General features: G+C 47.7%; 18 protein-coding genes and 1 pseudogene. 5 read left to right on the forward strand and 14 right to left on the reverse strand.

The annotated features are described in order from the left end of the window. Positions 1 to 26: 26 nt before the first annotated feature. The 4 genes from ABK447_RS19395 to ABK447_RS19410 all read right to left on the reverse strand — a co-directional run bounded on the left by ABK447_RS19395 (position 27) and on the right by ABK447_RS19410 (position 4,253). Positions 27 to 959: an aldo/keto reductase gene (locus tag ABK447_RS19395; protein ID WP_094031471.1), complete on the reverse strand. Its 933-nt coding sequence runs from the start codon at positions 957 to 959 to the stop codon at positions 27 to 29. A 130-nt stretch (positions 960 to 1,089) separates the two neighbouring features. After that, on the reverse strand, positions 1,090 to 2,160 hold the full coding sequence (locus tag ABK447_RS19400) for a helix-turn-helix domain-containing protein (RefSeq protein WP_094031470.1): 1,071 nt from the start codon (positions 2,158 to 2,160) through the stop codon (positions 1,090 to 1,092). Between the two features lie 136 nt (positions 2,161 to 2,296). Beyond that, entirely contained in the window at positions 2,297 to 2,941 is a 645-nt protein-coding gene (locus ABK447_RS19405; RefSeq protein ID WP_025284183.1) for a triacylglycerol lipase, read from the reverse strand. A gap of 196 nt (positions 2,942 to 3,137) precedes the next feature. Next, the gene (locus ABK447_RS19410; protein WP_094031469.1) at positions 3,138 to 4,253 is read right to left on the reverse strand and encodes a type II asparaginase; all 1,116 of its coding nucleotides are present in this window, start codon (positions 4,251 to 4,253) and stop codon (positions 3,138 to 3,140) included. 177 nt (positions 4,254 to 4,430) lie between these two features. Here ABK447_RS19410 and ABK447_RS19415 point away from each other — a divergent pair, with 177 nt between their 5' ends. Then, positions 4,431 to 4,997, forward strand: coding sequence for a TetR/AcrR family transcriptional regulator (locus ABK447_RS19415; RefSeq protein ID WP_015416737.1), 567 nt, complete (start codon positions 4,431 to 4,433; stop codon positions 4,995 to 4,997). Positions 4,998 to 5,033: 36 nt separating this feature from the next. Then, positions 5,034 to 6,473, forward strand: a complete 1,440-nt coding sequence (gene lmr(B), locus ABK447_RS19420) for a lincomycin efflux MFS transporter Lmr(B) (RefSeq protein WP_038455963.1) — start codon at positions 5,034 to 5,036, stop codon at positions 6,471 to 6,473. A 35-nt stretch (positions 6,474 to 6,508) separates the two neighbouring features. On the opposite strand, the gene ABK447_RS19425 is transcribed toward lmr(B), so the two are convergent. After that, entirely contained in the window at positions 6,509 to 7,636 is a 1,128-nt protein-coding gene (locus ABK447_RS19425) for an aminotransferase class V-fold PLP-dependent enzyme (RefSeq protein ID WP_094031468.1), read from the reverse strand. 71 nt (positions 7,637 to 7,707) lie between these two features. Here ABK447_RS19425 and pcp point away from each other — a divergent pair, with 71 nt between their 5' ends. Next, the gene (gene pcp, locus ABK447_RS19430) at positions 7,708 to 8,355 is read left to right on the forward strand and encodes a pyroglutamyl-peptidase I (protein ID WP_007409027.1); all 648 of its coding nucleotides are present in this window, start codon (positions 7,708 to 7,710) and stop codon (positions 8,353 to 8,355) included. Here pcp and tatC read toward each other — a convergent pair. From tatC to ABK447_RS19450, 4 genes are all read right to left on the reverse strand, one after another. Continuing rightward, the gene (tatC, locus tag ABK447_RS19435; protein ID WP_025284179.1) at positions 8,352 to 9,077 is read right to left on the reverse strand and encodes a twin-arginine translocase subunit TatC; all 726 of its coding nucleotides are present in this window, start codon (positions 9,075 to 9,077) and stop codon (positions 8,352 to 8,354) included. The genes pcp and tatC overlap by 4 nt on opposite strands. A gap of 61 nt (positions 9,078 to 9,138) precedes the next feature. After that, positions 9,139 to 9,336 carry a twin-arginine translocase TatA/TatE family subunit gene (locus ABK447_RS19440; RefSeq protein ID WP_003156681.1) on the reverse strand — a complete coding sequence of 66 codons (198 nt, stop codon included), beginning with the start codon at positions 9,334 to 9,336 and terminating at the stop codon, positions 9,139 to 9,141. Positions 9,337 to 9,348: 12 nt separating this feature from the next. Then, a complete protein-coding gene (locus ABK447_RS19445) occupies positions 9,349 to 11,100 on the reverse strand; it encodes an alkaline phosphatase (protein WP_094031467.1) in 1,752 nt (583 codons plus the stop codon). A gap of 263 nt (positions 11,101 to 11,363) precedes the next feature. Next, a complete protein-coding gene (locus ABK447_RS19450; protein ID WP_003156683.1) occupies positions 11,364 to 11,792 on the reverse strand; it encodes a cell wall hydrolase in 429 nt (142 codons plus the stop codon). A 153-nt stretch (positions 11,793 to 11,945) separates the two neighbouring features. Here ABK447_RS19450 and ABK447_RS19455 point away from each other — a divergent pair, with 153 nt between their 5' ends. Further along, positions 11,946 to 12,329, forward strand: a complete 384-nt coding sequence (locus ABK447_RS19455) for a DUF2512 family protein (protein WP_003156684.1) — start codon at positions 11,946 to 11,948, stop codon at positions 12,327 to 12,329. A 63-nt stretch (positions 12,330 to 12,392) separates the two neighbouring features. Here the strand turns inward: ABK447_RS19455 and ABK447_RS19460 are convergent, their stop codons facing one another. From ABK447_RS19460 to ABK447_RS19475, 4 genes are all read right to left on the reverse strand, one after another. Continuing rightward, the gene (locus ABK447_RS19460; RefSeq protein ID WP_007409022.1) at positions 12,393 to 12,731 is read right to left on the reverse strand and encodes a thioredoxin family protein; all 339 of its coding nucleotides are present in this window, start codon (positions 12,729 to 12,731) and stop codon (positions 12,393 to 12,395) included. Between the two features lie 179 nt (positions 12,732 to 12,910). Continuing rightward, the gene (locus ABK447_RS19465) at positions 12,911 to 13,300 is read right to left on the reverse strand and encodes a DoxX family protein (protein WP_007609195.1); all 390 of its coding nucleotides are present in this window, start codon (positions 13,298 to 13,300) and stop codon (positions 12,911 to 12,913) included. Positions 13,301 to 13,430: 130 nt separating this feature from the next. Next, positions 13,431 to 14,369 carry a ring-cleaving dioxygenase gene (locus ABK447_RS19470; RefSeq protein WP_094031466.1) on the reverse strand — a complete coding sequence of 313 codons (939 nt, stop codon included), beginning with the start codon at positions 14,367 to 14,369 and terminating at the stop codon, positions 13,431 to 13,433. Positions 14,370 to 14,393: 24 nt separating this feature from the next. Further along, complete coding sequence (locus ABK447_RS19475; protein WP_011996264.1) at positions 14,394 to 15,014, reverse strand: nitroreductase family protein; 621 nt, start codon at positions 15,012 to 15,014, stop codon at positions 14,394 to 14,396. 428 nt (positions 15,015 to 15,442) lie between these two features. On the opposite strand from ABK447_RS19475, the gene ABK447_RS19480 reads away from it, so the two are divergent. Then, positions 15,443 to 16,336, forward strand: a complete 894-nt coding sequence (locus ABK447_RS19480) for a cation diffusion facilitator family transporter (RefSeq protein WP_015239086.1) — start codon at positions 15,443 to 15,445, stop codon at positions 16,334 to 16,336. 145 nt (positions 16,337 to 16,481) lie between these two features. Here ABK447_RS19480 and ABK447_RS19485 read toward each other — a convergent pair. After that, positions 16,482 to 16,676, reverse strand: a pseudogene (locus tag ABK447_RS19485) (IS5/IS1182 family transposase); the annotation flags it as partial. Between the last annotated feature and the right edge of the window lie 63 nt (positions 16,677 to 16,739).

The following is a 16,739-nucleotide window of genomic DNA, read 5'->3' on the forward strand; positions in this document are numbered from 1 at the left end:
AGCGCAGGCTATTTCCTTTTTTATTTTCACTTAAAGATGTCACTGATATATTGAACCTCATCCTCGGTTAACTGCACATTAAGCGCGTCCAGATTGTGTTTCAGCTGGACGGGGCGTTTGGCTCCGGGAATGATCGCATCCACCGCCGGCTGCGACAGAAGCCATGCGAGTGCGATATGCGCTGTCTGCGCCCCTTTTTCCTCCGCAACGGCCCGAAGCTTATCCACTCGCTCCAGATTTTGGTGAAAAGCTTCTCCCTGAAACGGCGGCCTGTTCTTTCGGCTGTCCTCAAAGACTGTGTCTTTTGTAAACTTTCCCGTCAGCAAGCCGGAAGCAAGCGGAAAATAAGGAATAAAGGAAATGCCGTTCTTTTCACAATAAGGCAGCAGATCATGCTCCGCCTCACGCTGAATCAGTGAATATTCCGATTGAAAAACCTCTAAATAGCCGTCGGCGTTAAACTCCTGCAATTGCCGGAAGCTGAGATTGGACGCGCCGATTGCTCTGATTTTCCCTTCGTCCTTCAGTTCTTTTAGCGTGCCCGCCACTTCGGAGAGCGGTGTTTTGCCGTCAGGGAAGTGGACGTAATACAAATCAATCACGTCTGTTTTCAGCCGCTTCAGGCTGTTTTCCGCCTCACTCCGGAGAAAGTCACGGCTGTTGTCCAGCTCGATTTGTCCGTTGACTTCTTTATGCGCGCCTTTTGACGCAATCACGAGGCTGTCCCGCACGCCGCGCTCTGCGACAACTTCACCGATTAACTCTTCGGAACGCCCCAAACCGTATATAAACGCCGTATCAATAAAATTGACGCCGCCGTCCAATGCTGTGCGGATGAGTTCTTTTCCCGTTTCATCATTAAGATTCGGAAACAGATTATGTCCTCCGACCGCATTTGCGCCAAAACCGATACGCTTTACCCGTAAATCCGTCCTGCCCAGCGTACGTGTCTCATCCATGGCTCAGGCTCCCTTCCTTTTATCGCTCTGTTTAGTATTAGATAGACGGTAAGAATTATCCTGCCTGAGAGCCTATCTGCAAAAAAAACCTTGAAAAGCGTTTGCCCTTCAAGGTTTTTTTGGCTGTGTATTAAGATGTCAGAGCTGCGGCGAAGCGTTCGGCTTCATCCGTGAGAGCACCCTCGATTTCCTTATAGCGGCTGGAAATCGTTGAGGCGCTGACGCCGTACTTCTTCGCCAGCTTGGCTTGAGAAACGGACGCGCCGTTCAGAGAAATGCTGTTTACGTAATATTCGACCGCCGCCGCGAAAGCTTCAGGCTTTCTGATCGTCGGTGTTTTTTTGATACAGAACGTTTTCCACAGATCAATTACGGCCGGAACCAGCTCAGCCGGGTATTCATCCCCGCTCAGGCCTTTTTCAATGGCGTCTGCCGTTTCCTTCTCCATGTCGTTGGCCCACTCTGTCTGTTTTTCTTCAGCAGCCTGCTCAGGCTCTTCCGCCGTTCCTAAAAGAGCGGCCAGCACAATGTCGAAGTTTTCCTGCATAAAGCGCTCAGGCGATTTTCCTTCCGCAAGAGCCGGGGCAGCCGCCTTTTTCACTTTGCTGATTAGAGCTTCGGTCCGCTTCACAGGGAAGATCGTAAATTGCATGAAGAACTCCGCTTTTTCCGCTTCGTGGATCGGATAGCCGAGAATCAGGCTTCCCGCCGGCGGAAGATCCTGCTGGCTGACGTCCATTTCCACTTTGAATTGTTTTTTCGTCATCACATCTTCAAAGTGAATCATTCCTTCTTTCACATCTTCAAGCACCATAACGGCAGGTGTCATGCTTTTCCATGATTCAACGATTTCCCGTGTTTTCGGGCGGTTGATGCCGCCGGCTTTTTTCTGAAGATATTCTTCAAAAATCGTCTTGCCGCCTGCCAGCGGACGGAAGAAAATTCCCCAGATGCCGAGGTTGAAGACTCCGATGTCTTTTGTCTGTCTGTCCAGCTCCGTAATGAACGCGTGCTGGTTAATAAATGATGATATGCCGTCTCTATGTGCTGTAAAGGCGTACTCCATTAGGCTTTCCTGAATCTGTTTCGCTTCTTTTGCCGCGATGTCTGCCGGAATGGCAGCTTCTTTGCTTCCGCAGCATTTTTTATATTTCTTCCCGCTGCCGCATGGGCAAGGGGCATTTCTTTTCACTTTTCCCACAATAAACCCTCCGAATTCTGATATAACTTTATTATTTTAACAAAAATAACTTCAGAGGGCTTGGTTTACGGCGAAAAAAGAATATGGAAGAAAAAAAGCCCCCGGGATATTCTCATTCTCCGGGGCTTTGAAACTGTTAATTTGTATTTTGTCCGCCGCCGTTCAGACCTTCTTTAATCAGCCCGTTTACTTGGCTGTTCATCAAAAGTCCGATGTGTCCGACACCGTGAATCTGCACGTTTTTCCCGCCGATCAGCCGTGACAGCGGGTTCAGGACGATTAAGTCCGCTGAGCTGTAAATCGATGTATATAAAATCTTTTGGTTCGGATCAGTCCCCGGAAGCGCCCGGTTGGTCACAAGGCCGTTCGCTCCGCCGAGTGTGACGACGTTTGCGATTTTGTCTCCGCCGTCAAGATTTTTAATGTAATAGAGCGTGTTGGCTCCGCCCATGCTGTGCGCGACGATATCGACTTTTTTCGCACCTGTTTCGCTGAGCACTTTTTTCACGTAATTGGACAGTCTCGGCGCATTGTGTCTGTTGTTTCCGGTTTTGTCTAAGAAATCGATGGCGTACATCTCTTTTCTTGACCAGCCTTGGGATGCCAAGTATGTTTTGATTCCCGCGAAGTTAAAGGACGCCCCGCCGATTCCGTGGACCATGACAACAGGGTTATGCCCTGAGGAGGCTTTCGATACGGTCGGCTGGAAGGCAAATACGGAAATGACGGACAGCATACAAACTGTAAGGACAACTAGAATTTTGCTTTTTATATGTTTCATGAACTTTCCTCCTGCTATGTAATATTTTTGCAGTTTTTATTCTATTAGAGAAGAAAAGGAAAAAATAGTGTATTTTTTACTGTTTTCAACAATTAAAAAAAGAGCGGAAAAATGAGAAAGACGCCCCTTTCCCGAAAGCACGCTTATGCTTTAATACGGCATAACAAAAAAGGAGAGAACACCCGGTTCTCTTCTCCTAGTACTCATTGAAATAGGTTTGAATCCGCTTAGGGTCATGCGTTTTTGTCAGCGCAAGCATCAGAAGAATCCGCGCTTTTTGAGGGTTGAGAGAGTTTGAAGCTGTCAAATGGTCTTTTTCATACTCTCGATTAGGTGTTACCGTTCCGTTTCCCGTCCTTGTGGAGCGGACGACCGCCAGCCCGCTTTTGACCGACTTTACGGCGCCTTTTTGCGCCGCATCAGACATTGAGCCGTTTCCCGAGCCTGCAAAAATAATGCCTTGCGCCCCTGATTTTACGGCAGCTTCAAAGAGATAGCTTCCGTCATTTTGATAGCCGTATATAATATCGACCTGCGGCAGTTTATCAAGTTTATCTATCTTGAAATCTGTATCCTTCGTATGCTTTCGGGTCATGATGTTATTAAAATAGATGTCATCAGCAATTGTTCCGATATAACCCATTTCTTCCGATTTGAATGTGTCGGCCGCGGTTGTATTGGTTTTTGTCAAATAGCGCGCCGAAGCGATTCTGTCATTTAATACGACAAGCGTCCCCTTGCCTTTCGCATCAGGCGCAGCCGCTGTTTTTACAGCGTTATATAAGTTGGATGGCCCGTCCGCTCCGATCGCCGTGGACGGCCTCATTGACCCGGCGACAACAACGGGCTTGTCACTTTTGACCGTCAGATTGAGAAAGTAGGCGGTTTCCTCAAGTGTGTCTGTTCCATGTGTAATGACAATGCCGTCTGTATCATCAGACTTGAGCAGCTTGTTTACCCGTTTTGCAAGTTTCAGCAGTGTCTCGTTATTCATATTCTGGCTGCCGATATTCACAACCTGTTCTCCGCTCACATGCGCGACCTCTTTTATCTCCGGAACGGCCTGAATCAGGGCATCAACTCCGATTGCCCCCGCCGTGTACTCCGTAGCTGACGTCTTTGAAGGAGCAGCGCCTGCAATTGTGCCGCCGGTGGCAAGAATTTTAACATTCGGAAGTCCGTCTTTTTTCGCTGGGGCTGCGGCTGCCATCCGGGGCGGTGTTTCTTTCGCTTGAGGAGATTGGGAGCAGCCGGCCGCGATGAAGAGCAGAGCCGTGATAAATGTAATGAAGGGCATGAATTGTTTTTTCATTCTTTTCTCTCCTTTTCTTTATTTATGAAGATTTTCCTCTCACCGGTCAACGCGCTTGTCAGGCAACCTCCCGAAGAAAATAACCGTTAAAAAACCTTGACACCATCATGTGAAATCAAGATAATAGACCAGTCACTATATTTTAAATTTGTCAAAAATCAGTAAGGTGGGAACATTATGAGCTATGGAGATTCTCGTGAAAAAATCCTCGCCGCGGCAACCAGGCTGTTTCAGCTTCAGGGGTATTACGGCACGGGGCTGAATCAGATTATTAAAGAAAGCGGTGCGCCGAAAGGTTCTCTTTACTATCATTTTCCGGACGGCAAAGAGCAGCTCGCCATTGAGGCTGTCAATGAAATGAGCCATTATATCCGTATGAAAATAAAAGAAAGCCTTGATGCCCATCCTGATCCTGCGGAAAGCATTCAAGCGTTTTTACAGGACTTATCAAGCCAATTCACATGTCCGGAGAACTTTGAAGGGTTTCCTGTCGGTTTACTGGCTGCCGAGACTGCTTTAAAGAGCGAAAAGCTCCGGCAGGCCTGTCAAAGCGCTTATCAGGAATGGGAGAATCTGTTCGCGGGCAAATTGAGATCAGCCGGTTTTTCTGATGAGAAAGCGGCGGAAATCAGCACTGTTTTAAATGCCATGATAGAAGGCGGCATCATTGTGTCCTTAGCCAAAAAAGACAAAATGCCGATCCTCCATATTTCTAAACAAATCCCGAACCTGCTGAAGACATAAAATACGAGAGACATGTACGTATAGAAAGAGAGGAGAATGATTTTGGAAAACGCTCAGCCTTCCAAACAATATAAAGTCATGCCGATCATGATTTCTTTACTGACGGCAGGGTTTATCGGCATGTTCAGTGAAACGGCGCTGAATATCGCCCTGACTGACCTGATGAAGGAGTTACATATCACTCCTGCGACCGTCCAGTGGCTGACGACGGGCTATCTGCTCGTTCTCGGTATTCTTGTCCCGGTATCGGGTCTGCTTTTGCAATGGTTTACGACGAGACAGCTGTTTATCGTTTCACTTGCTTTTTCCATTATCGGCACGCTGATTGCAGCGCTTGCGCCGAGCTTTCCGTTTCTTTTGGCGGCAAGAATCGTGCAGGCTTTAGGAACCGGGCTGCTGCTGCCGCTGATGTTTAATACAATCCTCGTCATCTTTCCGCCGCATAAGCGCGGAGCGGCGATGGGGACGATCGGGCTTGTCATCATGTTCGCTCCTGCGATCGGTCCGACATTTTCAGGGCTCGTGTTAGAGCATTTGAACTGGCATTGGATTTTCTGGATTTCCCTGCCGTTTCTTGTGTTGGCTCTTTTATTCGGCATCGCCTACATGCAGAACGTGTCCGACATTACAAAACCGAAAATTGACGTGCTTTCCATTATTCTGTCTACGATCGGGTTCGGCGGCATCGTATTCGGATTCAGCAATGCGGGCGAAGGATCAGACGGCTGGTCAAGCCCGACGGTTATCGGTTCGCTCACTGTCGGTGCGATCGCGCTCATCTTATTTTCCATCAGGCAGCTGACAATGAAGCAGCCGATGATGAATCTGCGCGCTTTCCGCTATCCGATGTTTGTTCTAGGTGTCGTGATTGTATTTATCTGTATGATGGTTATCTTATCAACAATGCTCCTATTGCCTATGTATTTACAAAGCGGACTGATGCTGACGGCGTTTACGTCCGGGCTCATCCTGCTGCCGGGCGGTATTTTAAACGGCTTTATGTCTCCGGTGACGGGGCGCCTGTTTGATAAATACGGACCGAAGTGGCTTGTCATTCCCGGGTTTGTCATCACGGCAGCCGTACTTTGGTTTTTCTCAAACATTACCGGCACTTCTACGGCCATTCTCATCGTCGTGCTCCACACATGCCTGATGATCGGCATTTCCATGATCATGATGCCGGCGCAAACGAATGGCTTAAACCAGCTGCCGCCGGAATTTTATCCTGACGGAACGGCCATTATGAATACGCTCCAGCAGATGGCCGGCGCAATCGGCACTGCGGTGGCGGTCAGCATCATGGCAGCCGGGCAGAAGAATTATATGAGCACCGTGAAAAACCCGAATGATCCTTCCGCATACTCTCACGCGCTGATTGCGGGCGTCCAGCACGCCTTTATCTTCGCGATGATTGTCGCCGCTATCGGTTTGATCAGCGCCTTCTTTATGAAACGGGTCAAAGTGAATCACTCATAAGAAAACAGCAGGCTCCCCGTGAGTCTGCTGTTTTTTTATATACCGCGCGCTTCAGCCAGTTCATCAATCGCATAGATCAGATCGTCAGCCGTGTTATAGAAATGAGGCGCCAGCCGGATGATATGTCCGCTGGGTGCGCATACGATGTTTTTCCGCCTCAACAGCGCAGCCGTTTCCGCCGCTTTTTCATCCCGTATGGAAATCATGCCGGGTCTGTCATCGGCAGACGGAGGCCCTGTGAGGTGCAACCCTTTTTCAGAAGCGTATTCATACGCAAATGTGCTGAGTTTTTTTACTTCCCGGTGAATGCGGTCTGTGCCGGCATCATTTAATAGAGATAATGCCGCCTGTGCCGCATATATGCTGATAAATGCCGGGGTTCCGGTCTCAAAGCGTTTGGCTCCGTCCGCATAAGAAAAACGGGTTAAATCCAGCATCGACGCCCGCTGCTGCCCGAACCATCCGGTGACTTTCGGCTTCAGCCGTTCGGCAAGTTCCTTTCTGACATAAAGAAACGCCGTTCCCGGTATGCCGAGCATATACTTTCTCGCACCCGCGGCCAGCATATCAACTCCCCATTCTTTTACATCAATCGGGATGTGCCCCGCCGATTGATAAGCATCGACAAAAAGAAGCGATCCCTTCTTTGCGGATATCTCGGCAATGCGCTTCATATCCTGGACAAAACCGGACGTATAGGACACATGGGGCACACAGGTGAAAAGCGTCTGTTCCGATATGTACGTCTCATACCGCTCTAACGGGATCATTCCGTCTTCAGACGGCACGACTGAAAGCTCCATCTCAGTCTGTGCCTTCAAAATGTGGGCGATCGCCGGAAAATCCAATTCCGTATACACCGCCTGTTTCTTTCGGCAATCCGGTAAAGCAGAAACGACGGCAGAGACAGCAGCCGTTACTGAAGGTAAAACGGCGATTTCTTCAGGATGGGCGCCGATCAATTTCGCAAATTCACACCTTGCCCGCTCCGTTCGTCCAATGGCTTCTTCCCAGTTTCCGCCATGCTGAAGCAGGCTTTCCTGATAGTCATTGATCGCTTTTGAAACCGGCAGGGCAAGAGCGCTTTGAGAGCAGCTGGCGAGCATCGTATGTGTGCGGAGCGCCGGAAATAAAGATCGGTATTGCACCAGAGGCGAATTCAAGACATGTTTCCCCCTTCGGCAGGAATATATGTCCATTATAGAGTATGGTAAAAAGAAAAGGAGGGTTTTATATGGAGAAAAAAGTATTGCTGACAGGCTTTGACCCCTTCGGCGGGGAAACGGTCAATCCTTCATGGGAAGCGGTCAAACGGCTGAATGGTGCCGCTGAGGGCCCCGCCTCTATCGTATCTGAACAAGTGCCGACCGTTTTTTATAAGTCTCTTGCCGTGCTGCGCGAGGCGATCAAAAAACATCAGCCTGACATTATCATCTGTGTCGGACAGGCAGGCGGCAGAATGCAGATCACGCCGGAACGGGTCGCGATCAATCTCAATGAGGCGCGCATACCGGATAACGAAGGAAACCAGCCTGTCGGGGAAAACATTTCTCAAGACGGTCCCGCGGCCTATTGGACCGGCCTTCCGATCAAACGGATCGTTGAGGAAATCAAAAAGGAAGGCATTCCCGCGGCTGTATCCTACACGGCGGGGACGTTTGTATGCAATCACCTCTTTTACGGGCTGATGGATGAAATCAGCCGCCATCATCCGCACATCCGCGGCGGGTTTATACACATCCCGTACATTCCGGAGCAAACCTTGCAGAAGTCTGCGCCGAGCCTCAGCCTGGATCTCGTGACAAAAGCGCTCAAAATCGCCGCGGTGACCGCCGCGGCGCATGAGGACGATATTGAGACCGGCGGAGGCGAACTTCACTAAGCTGCAGACGGCGCCTCGGCCCATTTCTTCCGGTAAACGATGCGGGACAGCGTCACACTGATTTCATAGAGGACGAGCAGCGGAATCATGACGAGAAAGTCAGACATAAAATCCGGAGGCGTCATCAGCACCGAGACGACGATCAGCACAAAATACGAAAGCTTCCGCGCCTTTGCCAGCCGGGTTGGATTCACGATTCCGAGCCGTGTCAGAAACATGACGGCCAGAGGCATTTCAAACAAAAATCCGAACGGCAATGTAAGATTCAGCATAAAGGTAAAATACTTGTCCGCCGTAAATACCATGTCAAAATGGCCGGCGGATAATTGTGTTAAAAATCCGAGCACAATCGGAAACAGCACAAAATACCCGAAGGAAATTCCGATAATAAACAAAACCGAAAGCCCCGGAATGTAAAGCAAAGCGGCGCGGCGCTCAAACGGGGTCAAAGCCGGCGCCGTAAAACGCCAGAGCTGAAAAGCGGCAACCGGAATCGTTGCCGTAAGGGCGCATATTCCCGCAATCATCATATACACCCATAAAATCTCGCTCGGCCCTAAAACGGCCAGCCTGCCATCCAAATCCTTGATCAGCCAGTCATAAATATCCTGCACAAACCAGCAGGCGCCGATAAAAAACACGAGAAAGGCGATAACGGTTTTAATGAGACGCTGCCGGACTTCCTCTAAATGCCCGATCAAGTGGGTTTCTTTTTTATCCAATCGTACATCCTCCTTATAGAGAAAGAGGCAGAAACGGATTCGTCTGCCCCCATGTCAGGATTCAGCCTGCCGTTTTGTCTTTCTCAGCCGTCTGCTTGTCCGGCTCTTCATTTGAGACCAGTGTTTTTGCGGCGCTTTTAAATTCAAGCAGCGTGCGGCCGGCGGCACGGCCGATTTCCGGAAGCTTTGAAGGCCCGAAAATGATGAGAGCGATGACGAAGATCAGGATCAACCCGGGAATGCCGATATTAGAAAACATGAGTGTGCCTCCTTATTGTGAGATTTTGGCCCGTTTCTTTCTCATTTGCTTTTCATGCGCATTGTTATGGGCGAAGAAACGATCCTCTTCCACCTCGTTTGACTGCTTTACACCGCCTGCAACCGCAGCTTGAGAGACCTTCCGAATCCCCGTCTGGTCTTTCTGATAAATGAATGAAGCCCGCGTGGATACCTCAGCCCCCGGCTCCGTCACGTACGGCACCACTCTGTAATCCGCTCTCCATTGGGCAGGGGTCACCGTACAGCGGACATAGCCGCGGTAATCGTTGAAAAACTTAATATGCGGGTTTTGTTTTAAGATCTGATCCGTATCGGCCCGTTTATCCGCCCCGTTTCCTCCAGATGTAATGGAGGTCCCGACGAATTCGGCTCCGAAAATCTTTGAATTCGTTTGATTAAAATCGGTATGCAGGTTTGACGCCCAGCTTGCGTGAACATCACCCGTCAGCACGATGACATTGTTCAGGTTTTTGCTTTTTATAAAATTGATGACCCGCTCCCGCTGAGCCGGGTAGCCGTCCCATGAATCCATGCTGTATATCGGATTGGCGGTTGTTCCGAAATTCCATTGCGCGAAAAAGATTTGCTGCGCCAGCACATTCCACTTCGCTTTTGAGGCGGCTAAATTTCCGAAGAGCCATTGCTCCTGTTCTGTCCCCATCAATGTACGCTTCGGATCACTCCACTCATCAGAAGGCGGCTTATTCCCGTCGCCGTTGGCCTGATCATCTCTGTACTGTCTTGTATCAAGCACATTGAACGAGGCTAAATTGCCATAAGAAAATTGCCTGTACAGCCGCATATCAGGACCGTTCGGCAATGACATTCGCCTGAGCGGCATGTGTTCATAATAAGCCTGATAAGCTGCGGCCCTCCTGAGCACAAACGCTTCAACGGATTGGCCTTTTTCAGGGATAACATTGGCATAATTGTTTTCCACCTCATGATCGTCCCACGTCACGACCCACGGAAATGCGGCGTGGGCGGCTTTCAGATTGGCATCAGAGCGGTATTGGGCATGACGGTTGCGGTAATCTGACAGTGTATACACTTCAGCGCTGCTGTGCGTCCTGACATTTCCCGTTTTTGACACATATTCGTTCGGTCCGTATTCATAAATGTAATCTCCGAGATGGAACACGAGATCAAGCTTTTCCTTCGCCATATGTTTATACGCCGTATAATAGCCGTGTTCATACTGCTGGCATGAGGCAAATGCAAACGTCATGGCGGATACGTCAGCGCCGGGAGCGGGCAGCGTTTTCGTCCGGCCGACGGGACTGAGCTCATGCCCGCTTTTAAACCGGTAATAGTACACTTTATTGGGCTTGAGCCCGTCCGCCTCGACATGGACGGAGTGTCCGAGATTCGGCTTGGCCATTTCCGTTCCGCGTTTGACGATGTGACGAAAATGTTCATCAGCGGCGATTTCCCATTTTACCGGCACGGCCTGCTTCGGCATGCCGCCCCCATTCAGCGGGTCAGGGGCAAGACGCGTCCAGAGAATGACGCTGTCAGACAGCGGGTCGCCGGAAGCTACGCCGAGGGTGAACGGATAGTTTGAAAATTTCGGAGCGGCATTCACTTCAAACGCGCCGATGGATTGCGCGATCGCTAACCCGAGGGAAAGACCGGCGATTTTCCCGGCGCCCTGTATAAATGCGCGTCGGTCAAACGTATTATTCTGAAAGCTTTTGTTCTCCAATTCCTTGATCCATTCATCTAAACGGCCGTCATGTGTCATGTCAGTTCCCCTTTCGTCTCATTGATCGCCCTTATTATAAAAAAGAAATGTTAAACCGCTATGAAGAAGTGTGAAGGGTTTGTAAGGCTGAAAAATGGACGGCGGGAGACATTTTTCACATTGTTTCGACAAACCTTGCCCCGCCGGGAGAAAACCCCCTCTGTTTGTTTTTGGCTTGTCATCCGTCAAGCGCACTTTTTTCCTATTTTTCTTCACAAAAAATTAAAAAAACACCGTTCATTCTCAGAACGGTGCGCCCGGGATTAAAATGTATTGTACACGTTTTCGCACGTCTCACCTGTCGGCTGATAGAAGCAGTGGGATCTGAATCTGGCGACAAACGGCTGGCCATACCAAGTCTGCGGGCAGTTGCCCGGAGGCTTAAAATACCACAGGCTGAATTTAGCCGGCCAAAACCGTTCTCCGTTAATGTTCCTGCGGGCAAGCCTCCGCTCGGATTCACGCGGTCTCTGGTAAAAGTATCCGTGAGTCACCGCTTCAAACGCGTGCGGCTGAAACACCATCTGCCTGATGGTGCGCAGGCCTTTAAAATCAGAACAATTCGCCCGCACCCGATTGATTCCCACATTGCCGACCAAAAGCATTCCCTGCTTCCCTTCGCCTTCCGCTTCCGCCCTGAGCAGCCTTGCCATTAGATCGACATCGGCGCTCGACGCTTTTACGACTGCCATCATGACACCTCCCGTATTTTCTCCTTTCATCATATTCAGCAGCGGCCCAGTGATGACAGTCAAAAGCCAGAAAACAAATGTTCACGAAAAAAGGGTTTATATTTCACGGGATGAGGAAACATACTAACATGATTTCCATAAGGAGGAATTCGCATGGAACACATTAAAGCGCTTGCCATTAAAGGCATTATGACCATCATTATTCTGTATCTGATACTCGGCTTAGGTTTTCGCTTTACATTCGGCGACGTGCTGCTGATGACCATTGTGCTGGGAGCCGTTTCCTACTTTACGGGCGACCTGTACGTGCTTCCGAGATGGAATAATATCACGGCGGCGTCCGCTGATTTCGGAATCGCGTTTCTTGTTGTCTGGCTGATGGGAATGCCGCTGTCCATGGGCATTTCCGGAGGAAGACTGGCGTTTGCCGCTCTTATTTCCGCCGTCATCATCGCCGTCGGAGAATATTTTTTCCATATCTATCTGATGAGAAAAGACTTGGGCGGGTCCCGTTTTTTAGAACCCCGGTCCGAATAACGTAAAAAAGGCCGGATAAAAGCCCCTTTAAAGGGGGCTTTTTATTTGTAAAGTATAAACGCTTTATACATCTTGATATAACTGATAAACCCTTTTCAGCCTTTCTTCGAGCTGTTCAAAATGAACAAAGCGGGCTTCTCTCAGAAACTCAGTCCCATCAATGAACAAAAGAAGCACGGGAACAGTGAAGACTGAAAATCTGCCGGCCACCTCTTCTACCTCGTCAGCATTGATATGCCCCAATTTGATATTCGGAAACTGATCCAATACTTTTCTGAGCTGCGGCAGAACAGCGTGACATACTGTACAGGCGGGTCTTGAAATGTAGATAAAACTGAATTGATGCTGTTTAATAAAATTCTCGATAGAATCTAATGAATGTAATTCTGCCATCTCTTTCATCAAAACCCTCCTCCAAATCGGCTCGTCTTTCATGACCAAGCTCATCAATACTCGTACATTCACTATACACATTTATATTGAACATATCCGCTTTTTTGCTATTCAGAGCACCTGAACGTTGTGCTTGAAAAATAAAAGAACAGTTACCGCTTTTCAGTAACTGTTCTTAGATACTTATATTAAAAATGCAAAGCGTACGCCCCTGAACCGATGAGTGCAACTCCGATGGAGACTGCAATCAGCACCAAGTTATATTCAAAACCGCCGGCACCGTTGGCAAATCCTTTCGCTCCATGGACTTTTACGATGGCACCTAACATAATAATCGTTATAATAGCAGCTCCGAGCGGGAGGAAAACACCTAAAATAAATAGAATTCCGCTTGCGAGTTCCCCGAGACCTGATAAAGCGGCCGCGGCATTACCTGGTTTAACTCCAATTGACTCGAACCATTGTCCGGTTCCTTTAATTCCGTATCCGCCAAACCAGCCGAATAATTTTTGTGATCCATAAAACAGAAACACCACACCAATCATGATTCGAATAAGTAATAGTCCTGCATCTTCCATTTTTATCTCTCCTTATTTTTCATATTATATGATGTCTGCAAGGCAGCTGTTTACCAACAGTCGCTTCCAGCAAACATCTGTTAAATGTATGTCTTGTTATTTTTCTTCATGCTTCACGTTCATCTATCAATCAATCTAATTCTCTCACTTCAAACGGCAGCAGCCCTTGTTCAATTTGTGCCCGGTGCGGTTCATACTGCTCAGGGAGCATCAGTTTTCCGCCCATTGTTTCTTGTGACTCATCATGGGCAAAGCCAGGCGGATCAGTTGCGATCTCAAATAAGATTTCCCCATGTTCTCTGAAGTAAACCGCATTAAAATAGTTTCTATCCTGAACAGGAGTCACGCCATATCCGTGCGCAGCAATGAACCTTTGCCAATCTAATTGATCTTCGTCATCCTGAGCCCGCCAAGCGATGTGATGGACCGTGCCGACACCCATTTGCCCGCGGCCGATAGGCGTTAATTTAAGATCAATCACATTTCCGATATCACCGGCAGAACGATAACGAACGAAGTCGCCTTCTTTACCGACTCGCTCAAGTCCCATGATGTTTTCTAGCAGTTTACCTGTTTTTTCAGGCTGTGCTGATAACAGGGTCGCACCGCCAAAGCCTTTAATGGCAACATCCGGGGTTACGTCTCCGAACGTCCACGTATTGGCTTCTCCTTCTTCTCTTTCCACGATTTCTAAGTGCAGACCGTGCGGGTCATCAAATTCTATATACTGTTCTCCAAAACGCTCGATTTTTGTGTATGGAATGTTGAACTTTTCAAGTCTCTTTTCCCAAAACGCCACGGCACCCTTCGACACGGCGTAAGATGTCACGCCAACCTGTCCGTCTCCAATGATGCCTTGGCGGGCGCCCGCCCATGGAAAGAATGTGATGATTGTTCCCGGCTTCCCGCCTTCATCCCCAAAATAAAGGTGATACGTACCCGGATCATCAAAATTGACCGTTTGCTTGACCAATCGCAGCCCCAGCACTCCAGCGTAGAAATCAGCATTCTCTTGAGGGTGACCGACAATCGCCGTAATATGATGGATGCCCATCGTTTTTTTCGCCATTTTTATTCGCTCCTTTACAAATAGTTAAATATACTCCACAAACTCATTCACAGGCTTTCGGTAGCCGCGCGGCCTTCTGCTTTCTATTTTTTCTTTCCCGATTGTAATCATCATGACGACCTCAAATTGATCATCTATATTCAAAATCTGTTTCACGGCTTCAGCATCAAACCCTATCATCGGACAGGTGTCCCAGCCTTTTTCCTTAGCACTCAGCATAAACATCATCGCAGAAAGTGAAGCATTTCTTATCGCCTCATCTCTCTTAAATGGTTCTCCCCTGTTTTCATAAAACGAAACGGTGTCTTGAACCATGTGATCATACTCTTGTTTATTTAATACCCCCAGCATCTTCAATCCTTCATAGATGTCAGCCGCTTGCTGATATGCCTGCTTATCCCCTAAAACCAAAAGAACAGCTGATGAGCTAAACACTTTATATTGTCCGTTTGCGGCCTGCTTCAGCTTTTCTTTTACATCCGGGTCAAGAACCGTCACATATTTTGTGTGCTGCAAATTAAAAGCTGATGGAGCCAACGCAACTAATTCAAACATTTCGTTGAGTTCATCTCTTGTGATTGGATGTTCTGGAAGAAAGTTGCTTGCAGATCTTCTTTCATTCACTAGCTGTACAAATTCAGCCATTTCCCTCGTACCCCCTTTATCTCGAATTCGAGATATCATAGTATAAAAAACCAAATAACATATGATCAAAAAACGAAACGTTCTCTTCACTGATCTTTTCGTGATTCAAACGATCAGCAGGTTCTTATCCTGCACTCTAATTAAATTATCTTGAATTAAAAAATCTTGAATTCGAGATAATAATAAAAGATAAATACTCAAATGTCAACAGTTCTTTTTTTAATTCAGCCCCATTTTGTCTGTGTACTGTTTAGCCCTGCTCCAACTTTTTTTCTGTCACCTTATTTATTAGTAAACAGGAAAAAACCTTGCTATAGACCCACTCGAAACTGAATTGGTACGATAAGCAAAGTGATTACACAAGAAAGGATACGGAGAGCGAATCAAAAGCGCCTCTATTTTTTTGTGCAGTTTTATAGGAGGAAAAAATGACAAGTGAAAGAGAACAAATAAGCAAAAAAGTTGCTTTGATTGCATTGATAGCCAATCTGATCTTAATGGCAGGAAAGATCTTTTTTGGACTGATAGGCGATAGTGAAGCAGTTTTTGCCGACGGTATACATTCTGCAGCGGATGTCGTGGCTTCAATTGCTGTCCTGGCCGTCATCGGCATTTCTAATAAGCCGCCCGATCAAGACCATCCTTTCGGGCATGGCAAAGCTGAGGTCATCAGCGAAGCGATTGTAGGAATCATATTAGTGCTCGTTTCCGTGTATATTCTGATAGAAGCGATTTCGTCCTTTGTTGAAGGTCCAAGCATTCCGCAATACAGCGCATTGTTTGCGGCTCTGATATCCTACGCGGCTAAGCAGATCTTATATCGTTATTCGATCAAACAAGGGGAAAAATGGAACAGTAAAGCGATTATAGCGATTGCATACGATCATAAAGGCGATATCGTTGCCTCTCTTGCCGCTTTTATCGGCGTCCTATTGGCGATTATCGGGAACACACGCGGATGGTCCTATCTGTTGTACGCCGATGCAATTGCCAGTGTCATCGTGGCGTACCTCATTTTTAAGATTTCAATGGAATTAATCAGGCCGTCTGTTGACGTTCTCATGGAAAAAAGTGTTGATCCCGAACTGATAGAGGAATATAAAGCCGTTATTTTGCACTGCCCTCAAGTCAAACGGCTCGATAAAATCCGAGCAAGAGAACACGGCCACTATAAATTGCTCGATGTCCGGTTATCTTTGGATCATGATTTGACGATTAAGCAGGGACACGATATTGCCCGCGAAATCCGAAATGAAATCCAAAGACACTTTTCAGATGTTGAAGAAGTGCTCATCCACGTGAATCCTTATTTTGAAGAATGAAAAAGCAGCTTGTAGAGAAAACGATGTTTTTTCTGCAAGCTTTTTTGTTTTGTGCTGTTTCTTTACATATTCATTTGATTTCAGGTGCAGAAAAAGCACTCCCACATGCCTAGCTTTGCTTGGCTGGGTATGTGGCAATCTTCAACATCATTTTGAATAAGATCAGCGGATCAAGTGAGGGGCGGTCTTTATTTTCGCTGCAGTAAGGTGTGACCTTTTCACCGATGAAAGAGAAGTCTATGTATTTATCAATTTTTCGAAGAAGGTGATCCTCTTCGACGAGTTGGTCAAACAGAACGAATTCGGCTGTGTTTCGAGAAAAATTTCTTGTGCGGAACATGAGAAAGACACCATTTTTCTCAGTCTTTCTTTTATTTTATGACAAGGGAAAAATAAAGGCTGT

The sequence above is a fragment of the Bacillus sp. hwrm1 genome (assembly GCF_040207805.1).
Taxonomy (GTDB): domain Bacteria; phylum Bacillota; class Bacilli; order Bacillales; family Bacillaceae; genus Bacillus; species Bacillus velezensis.

Bases quoted from the DNA above. Each gene is read 5' to 3' on its own strand.
- ABK447_RS19395 (WP_094031471.1), bottom strand. From the start codon at position 959: ATGGATGAGACACGTACGCTGGGCAGGACGGATTTACGGGTAAAGCGT.
- ABK447_RS19405 (WP_025284183.1), bottom strand. From the start codon at position 2,941: ATGAAACATATAAAAAGCAAAATTCTAGTTGTCCTTACAGTTTGTATG.
- ABK447_RS19410 (WP_094031469.1), bottom strand. From the start codon at position 4,253: ATGAAAAAACAATTCATGCCCTTCATTACATTTATCACGGCTCTGCTC.
- ABK447_RS19415 (WP_015416737.1), top strand. From the start codon at position 4,431: ATGAGCTATGGAGATTCTCGTGAAAAAATCCTCGCCGCGGCAACCAGG.
- pcp (WP_007409027.1), top strand. From the start codon at position 7,708: ATGGAGAAAAAAGTATTGCTGACAGGCTTTGACCCCTTCGGCGGGGAA.
- ABK447_RS19440 (WP_003156681.1), bottom strand. From the start codon at position 9,336: ATGTTTTCTAATATCGGCATTCCCGGGTTGATCCTGATCTTCGTCATC.
- ABK447_RS19445 (WP_094031467.1), bottom strand. From the start codon at position 11,100: ATGACACATGACGGCCGTTTAGATGAATGGATCAAGGAATTGGAGAAC.
- ABK447_RS19450 (WP_003156683.1), bottom strand. From the start codon at position 11,792: ATGGCAGTCGTAAAAGCGTCGAGCGCCGATGTCGATCTAATGGCAAGG.
- ABK447_RS19455 (WP_003156684.1), top strand. From the start codon at position 11,946: ATGGAACACATTAAAGCGCTTGCCATTAAAGGCATTATGACCATCATT.
- ABK447_RS19460 (WP_007409022.1), bottom strand. From the start codon at position 12,731: ATGAAAGAGATGGCAGAATTACATTCATTAGATTCTATCGAGAATTTT.
- ABK447_RS19465 (WP_007609195.1), bottom strand. From the start codon at position 13,300: ATGGAAGATGCAGGACTATTACTTATTCGAATCATGATTGGTGTGGTG.
- ABK447_RS19470 (WP_094031466.1), bottom strand. From the start codon at position 14,369: ATGGCGAAAAAAACGATGGGCATCCATCATATTACGGCGATTGTCGGT.
- ABK447_RS19475 (WP_011996264.1), bottom strand. From the start codon at position 15,014: ATGGCTGAATTTGTACAGCTAGTGAATGAAAGAAGATCTGCAAGCAAC.
- ABK447_RS19480 (WP_015239086.1), top strand. From the start codon at position 15,443: ATGACAAGTGAAAGAGAACAAATAAGCAAAAAAGTTGCTTTGATTGCA.